The sequence below is a fragment of the Hymenobacter metallicola genome (assembly GCF_004745645.1).
GTDB lineage: Bacteria > Bacteroidota > Bacteroidia > Cytophagales > Hymenobacteraceae > Hymenobacter > Hymenobacter metallicola.
Genome location: NZ_SRMB01000005.1, coordinates 181,369 through 198,007, shown reverse-complemented (window position 1 = coordinate 198,007; position 16,639 = coordinate 181,369). Strand labels below are relative to the sequence as shown.

Here is a 16,639-nt window from a genome sequence, read left to right as displayed (position 1 = left end):
GAAAACAAAAGGTGCTGTGTGCCAAAAATCCGGCATTCTTCCTACTCGCTTTTCTTGAACAGGGTGTCGATGTTGCGAGCGACGGTGAAGTAATTAGCCGCTCCTGAGGCATGGTAGCCAGCCCGGGTGTAGTCGAGCTGAAACTGGCTGATGCGCAGCATAAAGCCAAAGCTGATGCCCGCGCCACCGGCCGTGTTGTCGAGGCGCAGCTCCCGGCGCTGCAAGTGGTTATAGCCCAGGCGCACGTTCAGGTTCTTTCCCAGAATCAATTCTCCGCCTACCACAAAGTGTCGGGCTATCTTGTCGCCCAGGCTTTTCTTGGGCTTGACTTCGTTGTTGAACTCGTCGAGCTGCCCGCGCTGATTGGGGTCGAGGTAGACGATGTCGAGCTGCTGCAGGTGGTGGGCCGAAATCGAGATGCGCAGCGGCATATGTTCCGGCTTAAACGAGGTACCAATCTGCACGTCGAGCGGCATGGGTTCCCGGTCGGAGCCGGCGTAGGGTTTGAGCTGAATACCGGCGTTGCGCACTACCAGACCCACGTTGAAATTCTGGCTGGGGTGCTTAAACAGGGCTCCCACGTCGGCCAGCGTTGCGACGGAATGGTTGCCCGCTATGCCCGACACGGCCAGCTTCAGCGTACCGGCCAGGGTAAAATTGCCGCTGGTATACGCATTGGAAACACCCAGGGCGTATTCACTGACCGAAAACTGCCCCTGACTGTTGCCCGCCGCGTCGAACTGCTCAAACTGACCGTAATCCAGGTAAGTGAGTCCGATGCCGAAGCGGCCGGCCCGCTCGGTATTAAACACGTAGGTAGCGGTACTTTGCTTGATGTCGGCCAGAAAATCGACGTAGCCCAGGGCCAGGCGTCCATCCATTTCCTTGTTGAGCAGAGCCGGGTTGCCGTAGAGCATAGTCCCGTCGGCGTCGCGCGAGGATACGTTGACGCCGCCCAAGCCCGCCAGCTTGGCACTGGGGGGCAGGTTGAGAAAAGAAAAGGCTTGCTGACCGCCAATCTGGGCGGCGGCCGGCCGGGCCACTAGCCAACCGGCTCCCAACAAAGTAAAGCTGACTAAAGCCGAGCGGTGTAGCAGTCGAATCATTGTTCTAAGATACAGGGTTTCGGAGCTAAGACGTAAACCACAGCCTTTTATTGTAGCGGTGAAAGGCAGGAGTTAGATGGCTTCAGCCAAAAGAAAACCTTCCGGACCACGTGGCCCGGAAGGTTTCTTTAGCAGCGGGCACTTACCTCGCCTAGGCTACTTCCACGCTCGAGGTTGGTGCCAAGGCGGGCTCATCGCGCACAACGAGCTTGATAGGGTGCGCCACCTTCTCGTCGAGCAAGGCCACTTTGAGCACGTCATCCACCCGGTCGGCGTAGTGCACGGTCAGGTCCTTGAGGTAGTCGGCGGGTATTTCGTTGATGTCTTTACGGTTCTTCTCGCACAGGATTACATCCTTAACCCCGGCGCGCTTGGCGGCCAGAATCTTCTCCTTGATACCACCCACCGGCAGCACCTTGCCGCGCAGGGTAATTTCGCCGGTCATGGCCAAATGGCTGCGGATTTTGCGCTGCGTAAACACCGAAGCAATGCTGGTGAAGATGGCAATACCGGCGCTGGGGCCATCTTTGGGCACGGCACCCTCGGGGAAGTGAATGTGCAAGTCGTATTGATCGAAGACGCGGTAGTCGATGTCCAGCTCCTCGGCCCGGCTGCGCAGGTATGAAAGGGCCGTAATAGCCGATTCCTTCATCACGTCGCCGAGCTGGCCCGACAAGGTGAGCTTGCCCCGACCCCGGCTCAGCAGGCTCTCGATAAAGAGAATGTCGCCGCCTACGCTGGTCCAGGCCAGGCCCGTGACCACACCAGCCGTTTCATTGTCCTGGTACAAATCCCGGTCGAAGATGGCAGCCCCGAGGATGCGGCTCACGTCCTTGGGCTCCAGCGTATCGGGAAAGGCCTCCTTCATAGCCTTGTTCTTGGCAATGTTGCGGGCCACGGCCCCCAGCTTGCGCTCCAGGCTCCGCACGCCCGACTCGCGGGTGTAATCATCGATGACGCGCTGCAAAGCGGGCGTGGTGATGGTTACATCCTTTTGGCTCAGGCCGTGCTCGGTGAGCTGCTTGGGCCAGAGGTGCTTTTTAGCAATCTGGGTTTTTTCTTCCAGGGTGTAGCCCGTCAGGTCAATAATTTCCATTCGGTCGCGCAGGGCGGGCTGAATGGTGTCCAGAGAGTTGGCCGTGGCAATGAAGAGTACCTTCGACAGGTCATACTCCACTTCCAGATAGTTGTCGGTGAAGGTCGAGTTCTGCTCGGGGTCCAGTACTTCCAGCAGGGCCGACGACGGGTCGCCACGGAAGTCGGAGGCAATCTTGTCGATTTCGTCGAGTACAATTACCGGGTTGGAAGCCCCGGCTTTCTTGATCTGGGAAATAATCCGGCCGGGCATGGCACCCACGTAGGTTTTGCGGTGCCCGCGGATTTCGGCCTCGTCGCGCACGCCGCCCAGGCTCATGCGCACGTACTTGCGGCCGAGCGACTTGGCAATGGAGCGGCCCAACGAGGTTTTGCCCACACCGGGCGGGCCGTAGAGGCACAGAATGGGGGCCTTCATGTCCTGCTTGAGCTTAAGCACGGCCAGGTACTCGATGATGCGCTCCTTCACCTTTTCCAGGCCGTAGTGGTCCTGGTCGAGGATTTTCTTGGTGCGCTTCAGGTTGAAGTTGTCTTTCGTGTACTCGGCCCAGGGCAGGTCGAGCAGAAACTCCACGTAGTTGACGCTGATGGGAAATTCAGCGGCTTGCGGGTTCACGCGGGCCAGCTTTTCGAGCTCCTTGTGGAAGTGCTTGGCCACGGCTTCGGGCCACTTCTTATCCTTGGCCCGCTGCCGCAGCTTGTCGATTTCCTGGTCGGGGCCATCGAAACCGAGCTCATCCTGCAGCACTTTGATCTGCTGGCGCAGGAAATAGTCGCGCTGCTGCTGGTCGATATCGGTGTGGACCTTGGTCTGGATTTCGTGCTTGATTTCCAGGAGCTGAATCTCCTTCATCATCATCTCCAGCAGCATGGTGCCGCGCTCCACGCCGTCGTTGATTTCGAGCAGCTTCTGCTTGAGGCCCACTTCCACGTTGATGTTGGACGAGAGAAAGTGGGTCAAAAAAGCCGGTGACTCGATATTGTCCAGCGCCACCTGGGCCTCCTGGGGAATTTCGGGGTTGAGCTTGAGCATCTTGGCCGCCGCATCTTTCAGCGACGACACCAGGCCTTTTACTTCCTTGGAGTTCTTGTTGGGAAACGTCTCGGGCGAGTAGCTTACCCGGGCCGTGAGGTAGGGCGTATCCTGGAGCTGCTCCTCGATACGGAAGCGGCTCTGGCCCTGAATGATGATAGTTGTGTTGCCGTCGGGCAGCACCAGCAGCTTCAGAATGCGCGCCATGGTGCCCACTTCAAACAGGTCGGCCAGGGCGGGGTCGTCGCTCTGCGTGTTTTTCTGGGCTACCACGCCCACAATCTTATTGCCGCGGTAAGCCTTACGCACCAGCCGGATGCTTTTTTTACGGGTAACCGTAACGGGCAGCACGACGCCAGGAAATAGCACCGTATTGCGCACGGGCAGCAGCGGCAGTACCTCCGGCGACTCTTGCTCCGACAAGGGCTGGTCCGGGTCGGCGGCCACAATGGACACCATTTCGGCAGGATCTTCACTCATCAGCAGGGCAGTCGTCTTGGGTTTGCGCGGGTCGTATGAACTCATAGGATGTGTAGCGGGGATAGGTAGGCGGTGCCAGAATGACAGCAAAAGTCGGCAGCACCTCGAACGAAGCAAACGAGCTTCCGAATATACGTCTTTGTCAAGTGCTATGCCACGGACGAGAATAGGTTAGTGCCGGATTAGAACCCGCCAAGGCGGCACACAAGTCCGCCACTCCGGCAGCCCGCTACCATGCTGAGTAGATGAGAAAATCCCTATTTTTGAACCTGCGCCGCGCCGTTTGGGTCGGCCGTTGTGCTTACTTGAATTATGCTCCGCTCTCTACGCTCACTTCTCACCCTTTTGCTCGTTTTTGTTTTCCTCGGGCCGGGGCACGCCCAGCAAAAGAACTCGGCCCCGCCAACGCGTAAGCTCACGGGCAAAGTGACGCGGCAGCTGCGGGTGCGCCCAGATGGCACCCCCGATTTTATCAACGTCAACAAACTGGGTTATTTCCAGGACAAAAAAGCGTTGAAGGCCATTCAGAAGGCCGAAAAGCGGCGCAACTACAACCAGGCCCGCAGCCTGCTGGAAAGCTACGTATCCCTGTTCGGCATTCAGAATTTTGCCAAAGATACGCCCCTCCTCTGGCGCCTGGCTCAGCTCTGGGAAAAAGCTGGCAACGAGGAGAAGGCCAAAGCCTACTACCGCCTGGCCCTGAAGCACCACCGGCAGGATGTCAAGAAGATTCAGCTCTACTACGACTCCCTGGAGCAGAAGGAAGCCGACCTCTACGTGCCGCTGAAGGTGTACTACGACATTGTGGAGTACCGCAAGAGCATTGCCACGTTTCACCCCCCCAAGGGCGTGTATACGAGCATGGGCGACGCCATCAACTCCAAGGCCGAGGATTATGGCCCCACGCTGAACTCGGGGGCCGACCAGCTGATTTTCTCCTCGAAGCGCAAAACCCGGGGCATTGCCGACGCCGTGGACGAGGATTTGTACACGTCTCACAAGGAAGGCGTGTCGTGGACCGATGCCGAGCCCCTGCCTAAGCCCATTAATTCCCAGTACAACGAGGGCTCGGCCTGCATTACCAAGGACGGCAAGACCTTGTACTTTGCCCGCTGTGAGTGCCCCACCTGCCACGGCAACTGCGACTTGTACGTTTCCAGCTTTAAAGACGGACAGTGGACGGTACCCAAGTCTCTGGGTTCCACGGTCAATTCGCCCGCCTGGGACTCGCAGCCCACGTTGTCGCGCAACGAGGATACGCTCTATTTTGCTTCCGACCGGCTCGGCGGCTTTGGCTTGTCGGATATCTGGTTTTCGGCCAAGAACAAGGCCGGGCAGTGGACCAAGGCCCAGAACCTGGGCCCGGTGGTAAATACCCGCGAAAGTGAGGTGAGCCCCTACTACCACCCGCTCTACAACGTGCTGTACTTTTCCTCCCGCGGGCAGCTGCTCAACTACGGCGACTTCGACATCTATAAAACCTACCGGGTGCGGGGCCGCTGGCAGGAACCGCGCAACATCGGGCCGCTGGTGAACGGCAAGGGCTCGGAATACTATTTTACCATCGACTCCGAATCCAAGGACTTATACTATGCGCGCTCCGAGGCCAAGGATATGAAAAACCTGGACCTCTATTCCTTCCCCCTGCCGATGGAGGCCCAGCCCCTGGCGACCACGCACATCGAGGGCTCGTTGGTCGACTCGGTGACCAGCAAGCCGCTCAACGGCATTGTAAGCGTCATTGACACGGATAACGGCATCGAGGTAGCCAGCAAGTACGTGCGCCCCGACGGCTCCTTCGACTTCGACCTGATTGAGGGCTCTCACTACGTCATTCTGATTCAAAGCCCGGACTATTTCACGGTAGAAAAGCAGTTCGAGCTGAAGGGCGACACGGTGATGAAGCTCATGACCAACTCGATTGATTACCGGCTGCCGCTGATTTTCAAGAACATCGAGTTTGACCAGGACAAGGCCAACATCCGGCCGGCCATGCACCCGATTCTGGACCGCATTGCCCTGTTCATGGTCGACCACCCCACCTTCCGCCTCAGCATTAAGGGCCACACCGACTCCAAGGGCGACCCGGATTTCAATGAAAGCCTGTCGAAGGACCGGGCCGAGGCCATCCGGCACTACATCGAGCAAAAGGGCAAGCTCAAGCCCAACCGCATCGAAAGCATGGGTTACGGCAGCACCCAGCCGCTGAAAGAGGAAATAACCGAGGAAGACGCCCGCATCAACCGCCGCGTCGAGTTTAGGCTCATTAAGCCCGACGAAGACAAACCCAAACCCGGCGACGATAAGAAGCCAGTAGATGGCACCCTGGACTGGAAGTAATTTTAATGTCGTTGAATGCGCTGATCGGCTGTCAGTGCGAGGCACAGCCGAAGCAATCCGTCCTCTGCGGGGGTAGTCGCAGTCTTTACCCAGCAAGCCCCTTACTACCGCGTGTAGTTAGGGGCTTTTCAGTGAAGTAAACTCAGCATACTTCAGAGGAAGGATAACTTCGTGCTGCTCGCAAGGACAGCCGATCAGCACGTTAGGCCCCTACCATACCAGCTTCTGCTCCTCATTGCCGTCCCGAAACAGGGCGCTTTGCTTTTTGCCACCTGCCTCAAGGTTCACGATGTTCATCTGGTCGCGGAAGGTATCGACCAGCAGCTTGTGCCGCAGGACGAGGTTGTTGGTGGGTTTGGGCAGTTTTACGGCCAGGTAGAGCCAGTGCGCTTCGTGGTCTTTTTCGAAGCCGATAAGCTGCAGCGGCAAGGTTTCACCGGGCTTGGTACCGAAGGCCAACGACTTGCGCAGCAGCTCGGCGGTCAGCTGGGTTATCTGGGGCCGAGGGGTTAGTTCGAAGCTGATGGCGCGGGGCTGGCCCACGGACAAGGCTTTTTCGAAGTCGTCGGTGAATACCTTCAGGGCTACTTCCAGCTGCTGCTTCTGGGAATTGTAGCGCACCTCCATAATGCTGGCGTGGTAGGCGTGGGCCGCCGCCGCTAGGCTCAGGAGGCAGCTGGCCAGAAACAAGAAAAGTCGACGCATGGCGTGAAAATACGCGAAATAAAAAAGCTCCTGCCTTAAGCAAGGCAGGAGCTTTTTCGTTCAGTTCAGCGCTTAGAACAGCAGCTTGAAGAAGTCGTTGAAGATAACGAAGACCATCAGCCCCAGAATCATGACCATGCCGACCTTCTGGGCATTCTCCAGGAAGGAGTCGGAGGGCTTGCGGCCGGCTATCATCTCGTAGAGCAGGAACAGCACGTGGCCGCCGTCGAGGGCCGGAATGGGCAGCAGGTTCATAAAGGCCAGCACCATGGACAGCATGCCGGTCAGGGTCCAGAAGCGCATCCAGTCCCACACGCCGCCGTACTGCTGGGCAATGGCCATCGGGCCGCCCAGCGACTTACGGGCCGAAGCCTCGCCGCGGAAAATCTTACCAAATGCCTTCATCTGGGTCGTTACTACGCCAAATGCCTTCTTGGTACCGGCCGGAATGGCCTGGCCCAGCGTGTAGGTGCGGGTAGCTTCCTTGAGCAACGACTTGGGCATAAAGCCGATGTGGCCTTCCTCATCCACGGCAATCTGCAGGGTCTGGGGCTGGTCGTTGCGCAGGATCTGCACCGGTACGGTTTTGCCGGCGTTGGCTTTCAGGGCTTCCTGCAGCTCCGGAAAAAACTGGGTGCGCTTGCCGGCCACGTGCGTCACCTGGTCGTTGGGCTGCAAGCCCCCCTTGGCCGCGCCGCTGCCCGATACTACCTGGTCGACCACGAAGGGGTTCAGGGGTAGCACGAAAGGCGTTTGGTCCTTGTCGGAGAGGCGGTCCATGAAGTTCTTGGGAATCGGAATATCCAGCAGCTGCCCGTTGCGGTCTACGGTGTAGTAGCTGTTGGTGCCCAGCATCACGTCGGTGCTATACACCTCATCAAACTCGGTGAAAGGCCGGCCGTTGATTTTGACGATTTTGTCGCCGGTGCGGAAGCCCATTTCCTCACCCAGCTTGTTGGGCACCACTCCGTAGCGGGCCTCCGAAGCGGGCAGGTATTTCTCGCCGTAGTTGAAGGTAAGCGCCGTGAAAATGACGATGCCGGTAAGGACGTTCATGATGATGCCGCCCAGCATTACAATCAGGCGCTGCCAGGCCGGCTTCGAGCGAAACTCGTTGGCCTGCGGCTCGGCGGCCAGCTGGTCGGCGTCGGTGGTTTCGTCGATCATGCCGTGGATGGCGACGTAGCCGCCCAGCGGAAACCAGCCCAGGCCGTACTCCGTCTCCCCGATTTTCTTTTTGAACAGGGCGAAGTTCAGCACGCCCGGCATGGGAAAGAGGAAGTCGAAGAAGATGTAAAACTTGTCGACGCGAATCTTGAAGTACTTGGCGGCGGCGAAATGCCCGAACTCGTGCAAACCCACCAGAATAGAAAGGCCCAGCAGCATTTGGCCGGCCATGATTAATACTTCCAAAGCGAAACTTGGTATTGAGTAGAAAGGGAAATTAGCAGGTCGATATCACGCTTCGACGTTGCGCAGCATGACATTCTTTTTCCGGACAACACTTACCGACGGCCTACCAGTTCGTGCGCCACGCGGCGCGTTTCCTGGTCGGTCAGCACGTAGTCGTCCAGCGACGGTTCGGCAAGGTACGAAACCTTCGTGAGGCAGCTTTCCACTAAGTTGGGCATTTCGAGAAACCCGATTTCGTCGCGCAGGAAGGCGGCTACGGCAATTTCGTTGGCCGCATTGAGCACGCAGGGCGCATTGCCTCCCTGGCGCATGGCTTCAAAGGCCAGGGGCAGGTTGCGGAACGTGGCCCGGTCGGGCTGCTCGAAGGTAAGGTTGGGGTAGTCGAGAAAAGAGAAACGGGGAAAATCGGAGGGCAGCCGCTCGGGGTAGCCTAGGGCGTACTGAATGGGCAGCTTCATATCGGGCAAGCCCAGCTGGGCCTTCAACGAGCCGTCCTGAAACTGCACCAACGAGTGAATAATGCTCTGCGGGTGCACTACCACGTCAATCTGGTCGTCATTCAGCCCAAACAGCCACTTGGCCTCAATAACTTCCAGGCCTTTGTTCATGAGCGAGGCCGAGTCGATAGTGATTTTGGCGCCCATGTCCCAGTTGGGGTGCTTTAGGGCCTGCGCCTTGGTAACGGAGGCCAGCTGCTCGGCCGTGCGCCCCCGAAACGGCCCGCCGGACGCGGTAAGAATGATTTTCTCGATGGGGTTGCGCTCCTCGCCTACCAGGCACTGAAAAATGGCGGAGTGCTCAGAATCCACGGGGTAGAGGCCCACGCCGTGCTCTTGTACCAGGCGCGTAATCAGCTGGCCGGCCACGACCAGGGTTTCTTTGTTGGCCAGGGCAATATCCTTCCCGGCCCGGATGGCCGCTACCGTGGGTAGCAGTCCCGAGTAGCCCACCATGGCCGTCAGCACGATGTCAGTGTCTGGGCGGCCGGCTACTTCGGTCAGGGCGGCCGACCCCGTCAGGACTTCGGTGCTCTGTCCGGCCAGGGCAGCTTTCACCGTTTCGTACTTCCGTTCGTCGCCGATGACGACTACGGCCGGCCGAAATTCCCGGGCCTGCTGAATCAGCAGGTCGGCATTGGACTGGGCCGACAGCGCGACGACCTGAAAGCGGCCGGGGTTGGCCCGGATGACGTCGAGGGCTTGGGTGCCGATGGAGCCGGTGGAGCCCAGCAGGGTGACGCGTTTGGAGGAAGAAGACATGAAGAAGTACAGCTACACGGCACGGTGGGGTTGCCGTAGGCAAAAGTAAGCCGAACTTTCAGTTATCGGGAAAGCCCAACGGTATTGGCGGCATTCGGCGCGGGCTGCCCGCGCCGAAACCGGGCAGACTAACCGCCGCTCGCAGGAACCGGCGTGGTGAATTTGTGAGGAAAGCAGCGAAGGCGCGGCCGAAGCCTGTACTTTTGCAGCCGTATTCCGCCTTTTCCATGACTAGCTCCGCTCCTACCCCAGCTTCCGCCTTCGACAAAGCCCGCAACGGTCTTTGGACCAGCCTGCAAAAGCACCTGGAAACCGTGTACGCCGCCGAAAAAGACTTCCGCGCTGCCGTTAGCTTCACGACCTCCTTCCCGTTCTCGGCCGCCCAAACCGAGCCCGAGCAACTAGCTGGCTACCAGCAGCAGCGGCTCTACCTCCGCGACCTGTTCATCGACGAAACCAACCAGCTCGACAGTCTGGTGAAGGCCGTGCGGACCAAAAGCTACCAGGAAGACGAAAAAAAGCTGCTGCTACTCATGATTCTGGGCTACATCGATATTGCCGACAGCATCTTTGTACTGCTCGATACCCACCGCCCCAGCAAGCTCGACAAGGACGAGGAGCTGGAAGAAACTACCGCCAAGTTCGAGCGGGTCAAGAATTTCGTGCGGCTCAACATCAAAGGCATTTCGGGTCTGCTGCCGAAGCTGTAGACCCGGATAAAGTTACCCGATAGTTTTGATGCGCAGCGGCTTGCCGTTGAACACCGCTTCTTCTCCAACCCGCTTGCCACTCAGAGCCGCCGCTACCGGGGCGGCCGCCGATACGGCGAAGTAGTCGGTGGCATCTACCGTAAGCTTGCCGGCGCTGATGCTGATAAAAAACCAGCCCATGCTGGTCTGGACCAAGGACCCGGGCCGCACCGTGTCGCAGGGCTTGGTGGGGTCGATGCGCAGCAGCTCGGCCTGCAGCTGCCGGGCCTGCTGAAGCTGCACCAGGTTCCGGTCCCGCTCGTTCTGGGCCATGGCGCGGCCGGTTTCGTACTTGTCGCCGGCGCTGCTCTTGGTTTCACTGTTGGCCGATTCCTGGGCGGCCTGCACGGCCGCCTGCACCGCGTCGAGCCGGTCTTGGACGTATTGCTGGCAGAGCGTGTAGAGAGTTTGTTTTGTTAACTCGTTTGGGCTTCCCATACTATTTCAGAGTCATTTTCAACCGACCAGCCCAATAGAAGCCGGCCCAATTTGTTTAGGGATGCTGCTTCAGCCCGGATTGAGAACTCCATTTTGCATCTAGCAGGCAAGTCAGCATTATTATCAGTCGCTACCCTAAGGGCTGTATGCCCAGCACCATCATAGCAGTACGCGGCAAGCAACAGTGTGTCTCTATGGCTATTCCCCTCAACACTGAAAACTGCCGTATCTGCCACGTTTCTAGGAAACCCTATCAACTGCTTAGCAAAGCCCTGCCACGTATCAACTGCTCCATCGAAGGTGATATGCGTTTCACTATTGTCCTTGCGGATGAATACATCAAAAATGCAGTCCTTATCATAGTCTACGCTGGCAGCAACTTTAATCTTTCCTTCCATCTGCAGTAGTGCTTGTTGTTATGAGCGCCCTTCTTTCATGGCTTGGTAGCTGGCCAAATGCGCCTGCACCAGCTCGGCAAAGGAACGGTAGCGGACGGCCCCCGGCATCCAGTTGGCGAAATGCCAGGCTTCCCATTCGCCCTGGTGCTGCACATCGGGGTTGAGGGCCAGGAACCCGGCGTCGCCCCAGTCAGATATCATCAACAGGCCCCGGAAATACTCCCCGCGCACCTGAATTTCGTTTTGCCCATCGCCGTAGATGAAATACTCCTCGTCGGGCACGCTCGGGATGGTTTCGACGTCAACCTCCCACATTTCCACCAATTCAGCCTCCGTCTTCACCAGCCAGTCGACTTCCACGCTGGACTTCAGCCGCCAGATAAAGTAGTCGAGTGGGCCAAACCCATCCGACGCTTGTAGAAACGCCCGGTACGAGGGCGGCAGCGGTATCTGCAGACGCTGCTCCAAAGCCTCTAGCGCCGCTGTGGTAGCCCCAGGCGCCCCGAGCCACTGGTTTTGGCGCTGCTCCTCGGTAATCAGGGAAGCTCGGTTTCCGCTGATAAAATCCGGATCAGACAAGACTTCCCGGCTGATTTGCCCGAGTAGATCCGGCCAGCTTCGTGCATTCGCCATATTGGTAGTGGTTGGAAATAATTCGTTCGGCATATCCCGGTGGTCCTGCTTTCACCAAGCTACTTAAACGGCCGACAGCGCGTCGGCAATAACACGGTCGTTGCTCAGCCGGGGCACTTTGTTTTGCCCGCCGAGCTTGCCCAGGCTTTTCATGTAGCGCTGAAACGCCCCGGCCGGCAGCGGCGTGAGCTGGAGCGGGGCCAGAATGCTGCCCGAAAGCAGGTCGTCGTAGTACACGTTGCGGCGGCGCAGCCCGGCATCCAGGGCGGCGGCAAAGGCGGCAGCATCGTGGGGCGGGCGGGCAAACTCGACCAGCCACTCGTGGCGCGAAGGCTGTTGCGGGTCGGCACTTACGCGCGGGGCCACGGTGAATTCTACCACTTCGACTTCCGAAAACCGGCTCATAGCCTCGCGCAGGGTCTGCTCGACTTCCTCCCCGATGACATGCTCACCAAAAGCCGACAGAAAGTGCTTGATGCGGCCACTGACGACTACCCGATATGGGGTCTTGCTCACAAAGCGCACCGTGTCGCCGAGGCTATAGCCCCAGAGGCCGGCGTTGGAATTGAGCACCAACGCGTACTGCTTATCCAGCTCCACCTCCCCGATGGTGAGCCGGGGCGGATTGGGTTCAAAAAACCGCTCGGCGGGAATAAACTCGTAGAAAATGCCCGCGTCGAGCAGCAGCAGCAGGCCGGGGTTGCCGGGCTCGTCCTGGAAGGCCAGAAAGCCCTCGGAGGCCGGAAACAACTCGATGCTGTCCACGGACCGGCCGATGGTGTCGAAGAGTTTGGCCCGGTAGGGCTCAACGTTGACCCCACCGTAGACGAACAGGTCGAACTGCGGGAAGATGTCTTTCACCGGCTTGCCCGTAATCTGGACCAGCTTGTCGAAGTACATCTGCACCCAGGGCGGAATGCCCGAAATCAGGGTCATGTTTTCGGGCAGGGTTTCCTCGATGATATGGTCGAGCTTGGTTTCCCAGTCCTCGATGATGTTGGTGGAATACGAGGGCAATTGGTTGCGGCGTAAATAGGCCGGTACGTGATGATTGACGATGCCCGACAGCCGCCCGGTGTGAATGCCGCCCACTTTCTCCAGCTCCGGACTGCCGGACAAAAACATGAGCTTGCCGTCCAGAAAGCGGCTGTTGCCCGTGGCGTGGATGTAGTGAAACAGCGCATCCCGGGCCCCGTTGATGTGGTTCGGGATGCTGTCCTTGGTCAGGGGAATGTACTTGGCGCCGGAAGTCGTGCCCGAAGTTTTGGCCAGGTACTCGGGCTTGCCGGGCCAGAGCACGTCGGCCTCCCCGGCTTTCACCCGTTCGACGTACGGAGCCAGGGCTTCGTAATCGCGCACGGGCACCTGCTGGGCCAGGTCGGCGGGCGTCCGAATGCTGGCAAAGTCATGGTCGCGCCCGAAGGCGGTGTGGCAGCCTTTAGCCATCAGGGCCCGGAACACGCGCTGCTGGGTAGCGACGGGGTCTTGCTGCCACTTGTGGTAGCGGTGGTGAATGTAAGCCGCCAGCGGCCGGCTCAGGGCAGATTTCAGACCCATTTAGTAGAGAGGGAATTCAGATGTATCAACGGGCTCTACCCGTTGCCACCACCAGCCCAGCGGCGTGAGCCGGACGACTCGGTAGCGCGTGTTACTCGTGACAAAAGTATCTTGGTATTGACGAACTATACGGGTTTGCGGCGCCGAGGTCGTCGCTAACACCCGCTCATCCTGCCAAGGCGACTGGTCTTCGTTGAGCAGCAACAGGCCGCAATACAGCCACCAGGGAAAAAGGACCAGGCACAACGCCAGATCAGCCAGACTACGCCACTTAGCTGACAGCCGCGGCCCAAATTGCAGCCACATTCCGATTGGACAAAGCGCCAAAAAACCGTTTTTAACAATATCAAACACCCTTAACAGGTCGTGGTTCGTCGTCTCGTAAGCCCACTCAGCGGCTAGCAGATCTACCCCAGACAGCAGCAACCCCAGCCAACTTAGGCCAATAAGCAAGCGGCGAATTTGAGTGGGTAAGGAAGCGCTAAACGGAGTAAGGGCGGGCATAAGCCGTGAAAATAGGCAGCAGACGCCACATAGTCACATCTGGTCAACTCCTTCGTAGCTCAACCAGTATACACTATCACACAACCCTAACACCAACCCATCATGATCAATCAGCGCGGAAATGCCGTTTGGAACGGCGACATCAAAGGCAGCGGCGAAATCTCGACCCAGAGCGGCACGGTGAAAGCGCCCTACTCGGTTGGGGCCCGCTTTGAAGGCCAGAAAGGCACCAACCCCGAGGAGCTCATCGGGGCGGCCCACGCGGGCTGCTACACCATGTTCCTGACCGGCCAGCTCACCAAGGCTGGCGCCCAGGTCAAGCAGATCCGGACCGAGTCGAAAGTGACGCTCGACACCTCGGGCGACGTGCCCAAAGTGGTTAAAATCACGCTCACCACCGAAGGAGAAGTAGAAGGCATTACCCAGGAAGAATTCCAGAAGCAGGCCGAAAACGCCAAGGAGCACTGCCCGATTTCGGCCCTGCTCAAGGCCGTGCCGGAAATGGAGCTGGCTTCGGCGACGCTGAAGTAGTTGTTGGTTGTTCGTTGGTAGGAATCAGCACGATCTAACCACGGGCAACCAGCGACGAACAACTAGAAACCAGCACGGCCCGGCGCCTTGCCGGTTTTTCGTTTACTTTGTTGTCAGACTTCTACTCTCTATGCCCAGCGTTACCAAAACCACCCGCATCCGCCTGCGGCCCGCCGACACGTCCAAGGTTCCGTTCTGGGGCCAGATGCTCATCGGCGCGCTCTGGATTGCCTACACCGTCTTTCTGATTGCCGCCGGCCAGGGCGAGCAGGACTACCACTTCCTGCACTACGTGTTCTTGGTGTTCAGCCTGGTGTACATCGGCTACGTGCTGGTGCACAACGCGCCCATTTTTGGTACGCAGAGCTACCTGGAGTTTACGCCCGGCTACATCGTGCACAAGGGCGGCCTGTTCCGGCCCAAGCAGGTATTTGCCGCCGAGGAGATTGAGGCCATCGACCTGGCGCCCATGCAACTACGCATCCGCCTGCGCTCCAACGACCTCTACACCCTGAACCTACGGGAAGTAAAAGGCCCGAAGCGCCGGGAAAACTTCCGCAACGAAATCCGCCGCTTTGCCGCCCAGTACAACATCACGCTGCGCGAAACGGCCCCGGCTCCCAAGCTGTAACTGTTGACATGCCCGCCCGCGGCAGTCCTATAACATGTAGAAAGCCCTTTACCAGCGCATGGTAAAGGGCTTTCTACATGTATACGCCTTTGGCAAGGAGGTAAGCAGGAGTGCGGATAACAGGTAGCCGAAAAAACCGTTTAGCTTACTTGCCAGCAAACTTCTTCCGCAGGTCTACTATCGTGTTGCGGAAGTTTTTGTCGCTATCAATCAGGTCGGAAACGGTCTGCACGGAGTGAATCACGGTGCTATGGTCGCGGCCGCCGAAGTGGAAACCGATGCTCTTGAGCGAGTGGCTGGTGTGCTCCTTGGCAAAGTACATGGCCACCTGCCGAGCCGTCACAACTTCCTTCTTGCGGGTTTTGGCCTTAAGCAAGTCCAAGGAAATGCCGAAATGCTCGGCCACGGTTTTCTGAATGAAGTCCAGGTTTACTTCGGCCTCCACTTCCTCAATGATGTGGCGCAGGGCCTGCTTGGCCATTTCCAAGTCAATTTCCCGGCGGTTCAGGCTACTCTGGGCTACCAGGGAAATCAAGACGCCCTCCAGCTCCCGCACGTTGGTATTCACCGAGTGGGCCAGGTACTCCACTACCTGCGGCGGAATATCGATGCCATCCTGCTCCATCTTGTTCTGGATGATGGCCATGCGGGTCTCGAAGTCCGGGCTCTGCAAGTCGGCCGTGAGGCCCCACTTAAAGCGGGACAACAGCCGGTCTTCCAACCCGTTCAGGTCGCGGGGGGGCCTGTCGGAGGTCATCACAATCTGCTTGCCAGCCTGGTGCAGGTGGTTGAAGATGTGGAAGAACATTTCCTGGGTCTTGTCCTTGCCCGAGAGGAACTGCACATCGTCCAGAATCAGGATGTCGACGAGCAGGTAGAAATTGGCGAAGTCCTGCACCCCGTTGTTGCGCAGACTTTCGATAAACTGGTTCGTGAACTTCTCAGCCGAGACGTAGAGCACGAACTTATCGGGCGAGGTAGCCTTGATGTGGTTACCAATGGCCTGCACCAGGTGGGTTTTACCCAAGCCTACGCCGCCGTACACCATCAGCGGGTTGAAGGAAGTCGTGCCGGGTTTATTGGCCACGGCCAAACCCGCCGAGCGGGCCAGGCGGTTACAGTCGCCTTCCACGTAGTTTTCGAAGGAATACGTGTTGTTGAGCTGCGACTTCACGTAGTTCCGGTCGATGGCCTTGGTGGCTTCAAACGGGTTACGCAGGGTGTTACTGGTGTCGGGGGCCGCAGCAGCCGCGGCCACGTTGCGGGCCGAGCCGGTGAGGGCGCTGGCGGCAATGGCGGCGGCCGGCGTAGCCGCCTGCGTAGGCGCCGCCGCTTTGCGGGCCGTCGGGATATTGACCGTGCGGGGCTTGTTCTGGCTGTTGCCCTGATCGACGACGATAGAGTACTCCAGGCGGCCTTCCGGACCTAGCTCCTGGTAGATACCTTTCTTTAGGACATCGACATAGTGCTCCTCCAGCCATTCGTAAAAAAACTGGCTGGGCACCTGGATGATCAGGACGTTATTGTGGAGCTGCACCGGCACGATTGGCTCAAACCACGTGCGGAAGCTTTGCTCACCAATATTAGCCTTGATGACGCGAAGACAGTTGGCCCATACGGTTCGGCAATCCTTCAGCATCAATTAGTTAAGACAAAAGCAACAAGTGCTTACAGGGCGGACAATAGGGTCAGAAACGGGGCGAAAACAGCCCGTTTTTTCTAGGGGGAGACAAAAATGTGGAAAAGTCAGGACACAAAAAAACCCTC

Annotated in this window: 15 protein-coding genes; 4 read left to right on the top strand and 11 right to left on the bottom strand. The window is 58.4% G+C overall.

The genetic code is table 11. From position 1 onward, the window contains the following. Positions 1-41: 41 nt before the first annotated feature. Positions 42-1,106: a type IX secretion system protein PorQ gene (porQ, locus tag E5K02_RS21615; protein WP_135397892.1), complete on the bottom strand. Its 1,065-nt coding sequence runs from the start codon at positions 1,104-1,106 to the stop codon at positions 42-44. Between the two features lie 151 nt (positions 1,107-1,257). Continuing rightward, a complete protein-coding gene (gene lon, locus E5K02_RS21610; RefSeq protein ID WP_240737393.1) occupies positions 1,258-3,759 on the bottom strand; it encodes an endopeptidase La in 2,502 nt (833 codons plus the stop codon). Between the two features lie 300 nt (positions 3,760-4,059). On the opposite strand from lon, the gene E5K02_RS21605 reads away from it, so the two are divergent. Next, on the top strand, positions 4,060-6,054 hold the full coding sequence (locus E5K02_RS21605) for an OmpA family protein (RefSeq protein ID WP_240737392.1): 1,995 nt from the start codon (positions 4,060-4,062) through the stop codon (positions 6,052-6,054). 210 nt (positions 6,055-6,264) lie between these two features. Here the strand turns inward: E5K02_RS21605 and E5K02_RS21600 are convergent, their stop codons facing one another. The 3 genes from E5K02_RS21600 to E5K02_RS21590 form a co-directional block, all read right to left on the bottom strand. Beyond that, complete coding sequence (locus tag E5K02_RS21600; protein WP_135397888.1) at positions 6,265-6,759, bottom strand: DUF6702 family protein; 495 nt, start codon at positions 6,757-6,759, stop codon at positions 6,265-6,267. Positions 6,760-6,831: 72 nt separating this feature from the next. Next, positions 6,832-8,172, bottom strand: a complete 1,341-nt coding sequence (rseP, locus tag E5K02_RS21595) for an RIP metalloprotease RseP (protein WP_135397887.1) — start codon at positions 8,170-8,172, stop codon at positions 6,832-6,834. A gap of 92 nt (positions 8,173-8,264) precedes the next feature. Then, positions 8,265-9,431: a 1-deoxy-D-xylulose-5-phosphate reductoisomerase gene (locus E5K02_RS21590; protein ID WP_135397885.1), complete on the bottom strand. Its 1,167-nt coding sequence runs from the start codon at positions 9,429-9,431 to the stop codon at positions 8,265-8,267. Positions 9,432-9,658: 227 nt separating this feature from the next. On the opposite strand from E5K02_RS21590, the gene E5K02_RS21585 reads away from it, so the two are divergent. Then, positions 9,659-10,141 carry a hypothetical protein gene (locus E5K02_RS21585; protein ID WP_135397883.1) on the top strand — a complete coding sequence of 161 codons (483 nt, stop codon included), beginning with the start codon at positions 9,659-9,661 and terminating at the stop codon, positions 10,139-10,141. A 12-nt stretch (positions 10,142-10,153) separates the two neighbouring features. Here E5K02_RS21585 and E5K02_RS21580 read toward each other — a convergent pair whose 3' ends face one another. From E5K02_RS21580 to E5K02_RS21560, 5 genes are all read right to left on the bottom strand, one after another. Further along, complete coding sequence (locus tag E5K02_RS21580; protein ID WP_135397881.1) at positions 10,154-10,618, bottom strand: 3-oxoacyl-ACP synthase; 465 nt, start codon at positions 10,616-10,618, stop codon at positions 10,154-10,156. After that, the gene (locus E5K02_RS21575; RefSeq protein ID WP_135397879.1) at positions 10,597-11,016 is read right to left on the bottom strand and encodes a hypothetical protein; all 420 of its coding nucleotides are present in this window, start codon (positions 11,014-11,016) and stop codon (positions 10,597-10,599) included. The genes E5K02_RS21580 and E5K02_RS21575 overlap by 22 nt, the downstream gene beginning before the upstream one ends. A gap of 18 nt (positions 11,017-11,034) precedes the next feature. Next, positions 11,035-11,649 (bottom strand): SMI1/KNR4 family protein, encoded by a 615-nt coding sequence (locus E5K02_RS21570; RefSeq protein ID WP_167856533.1) that lies wholly within the window; start codon positions 11,647-11,649, stop codon positions 11,035-11,037. Between the two features lie 63 nt (positions 11,650-11,712). Beyond that, entirely contained in the window at positions 11,713-13,206 is a 1,494-nt protein-coding gene (locus E5K02_RS21565; protein ID WP_135397875.1) for a GH3 family domain-containing protein, read from the bottom strand. Next, positions 13,207-13,710: a hypothetical protein gene (locus tag E5K02_RS21560; RefSeq protein ID WP_135397873.1), complete on the bottom strand. Its 504-nt coding sequence runs from the start codon at positions 13,708-13,710 to the stop codon at positions 13,207-13,209. A 102-nt stretch (positions 13,711-13,812) separates the two neighbouring features. Here E5K02_RS21560 and E5K02_RS21555 point away from each other — a divergent pair, with 102 nt between their 5' ends. Beyond that, positions 13,813-14,241, top strand: coding sequence for an OsmC family peroxiredoxin (locus E5K02_RS21555; protein WP_206026001.1), 429 nt, complete (start codon positions 13,813-13,815; stop codon positions 14,239-14,241). A gap of 130 nt (positions 14,242-14,371) precedes the next feature. After that, positions 14,372-14,872, top strand: coding sequence for a hypothetical protein (locus E5K02_RS21550; protein WP_135397871.1), 501 nt, complete (start codon positions 14,372-14,374; stop codon positions 14,870-14,872). Between the two features lie 145 nt (positions 14,873-15,017). Here E5K02_RS21550 and dnaA read toward each other — a convergent pair whose 3' ends face one another. Continuing rightward, positions 15,018-16,511 (bottom strand): chromosomal replication initiator protein DnaA, encoded by a 1,494-nt coding sequence (gene dnaA, locus E5K02_RS21545; protein WP_135397869.1) that lies wholly within the window; start codon positions 16,509-16,511, stop codon positions 15,018-15,020. Positions 16,512-16,639: the final 128 nt, after the last annotated feature.

Bases quoted from the DNA above. Each gene is read 5' to 3' on its own strand.
- porQ (WP_135397892.1), bottom strand. From the start codon at position 1,106: ATGATTCGACTGCTACACCGCTCGGCTTTAGTCAGCTTTACTTTGTTG.
- lon (WP_240737393.1), bottom strand. From the start codon at position 3,759: ATGAGTTCATACGACCCGCGCAAACCCAAGACGACTGCCCTGCTGATG.
- E5K02_RS21600 (WP_135397888.1), bottom strand. From the start codon at position 6,759: ATGCGTCGACTTTTCTTGTTTCTGGCCAGCTGCCTCCTGAGCCTAGCG.
- E5K02_RS21590 (WP_135397885.1), bottom strand. From the start codon at position 9,431: ATGTCTTCTTCCTCCAAACGCGTCACCCTGCTGGGCTCCACCGGCTCC.
- E5K02_RS21585 (WP_135397883.1), top strand. From the start codon at position 9,659: ATGACTAGCTCCGCTCCTACCCCAGCTTCCGCCTTCGACAAAGCCCGC.
- E5K02_RS21580 (WP_135397881.1), bottom strand. From the start codon at position 10,618: ATGGGAAGCCCAAACGAGTTAACAAAACAAACTCTCTACACGCTCTGC.
- E5K02_RS21575 (WP_135397879.1), bottom strand. From the start codon at position 11,016: ATGGAAGGAAAGATTAAAGTTGCTGCCAGCGTAGACTATGATAAGGAC.
- E5K02_RS21570 (WP_167856533.1), bottom strand. From the start codon at position 11,649: ATGGCGAATGCACGAAGCTGGCCGGATCTACTCGGGCAAATCAGCCGG.
- E5K02_RS21565 (WP_135397875.1), bottom strand. From the start codon at position 13,206: ATGGGTCTGAAATCTGCCCTGAGCCGGCCGCTGGCGGCTTACATTCAC.
- E5K02_RS21560 (WP_135397873.1), bottom strand. From the start codon at position 13,710: ATGCCCGCCCTTACTCCGTTTAGCGCTTCCTTACCCACTCAAATTCGC.
- E5K02_RS21555 (WP_206026001.1), top strand. From the start codon at position 13,813: ATGATCAATCAGCGCGGAAATGCCGTTTGGAACGGCGACATCAAAGGC.
- E5K02_RS21550 (WP_135397871.1), top strand. From the start codon at position 14,372: ATGCCCAGCGTTACCAAAACCACCCGCATCCGCCTGCGGCCCGCCGAC.
- dnaA (WP_135397869.1), bottom strand. From the start codon at position 16,511: ATGCTGAAGGATTGCCGAACCGTATGGGCCAACTGTCTTCGCGTCATC.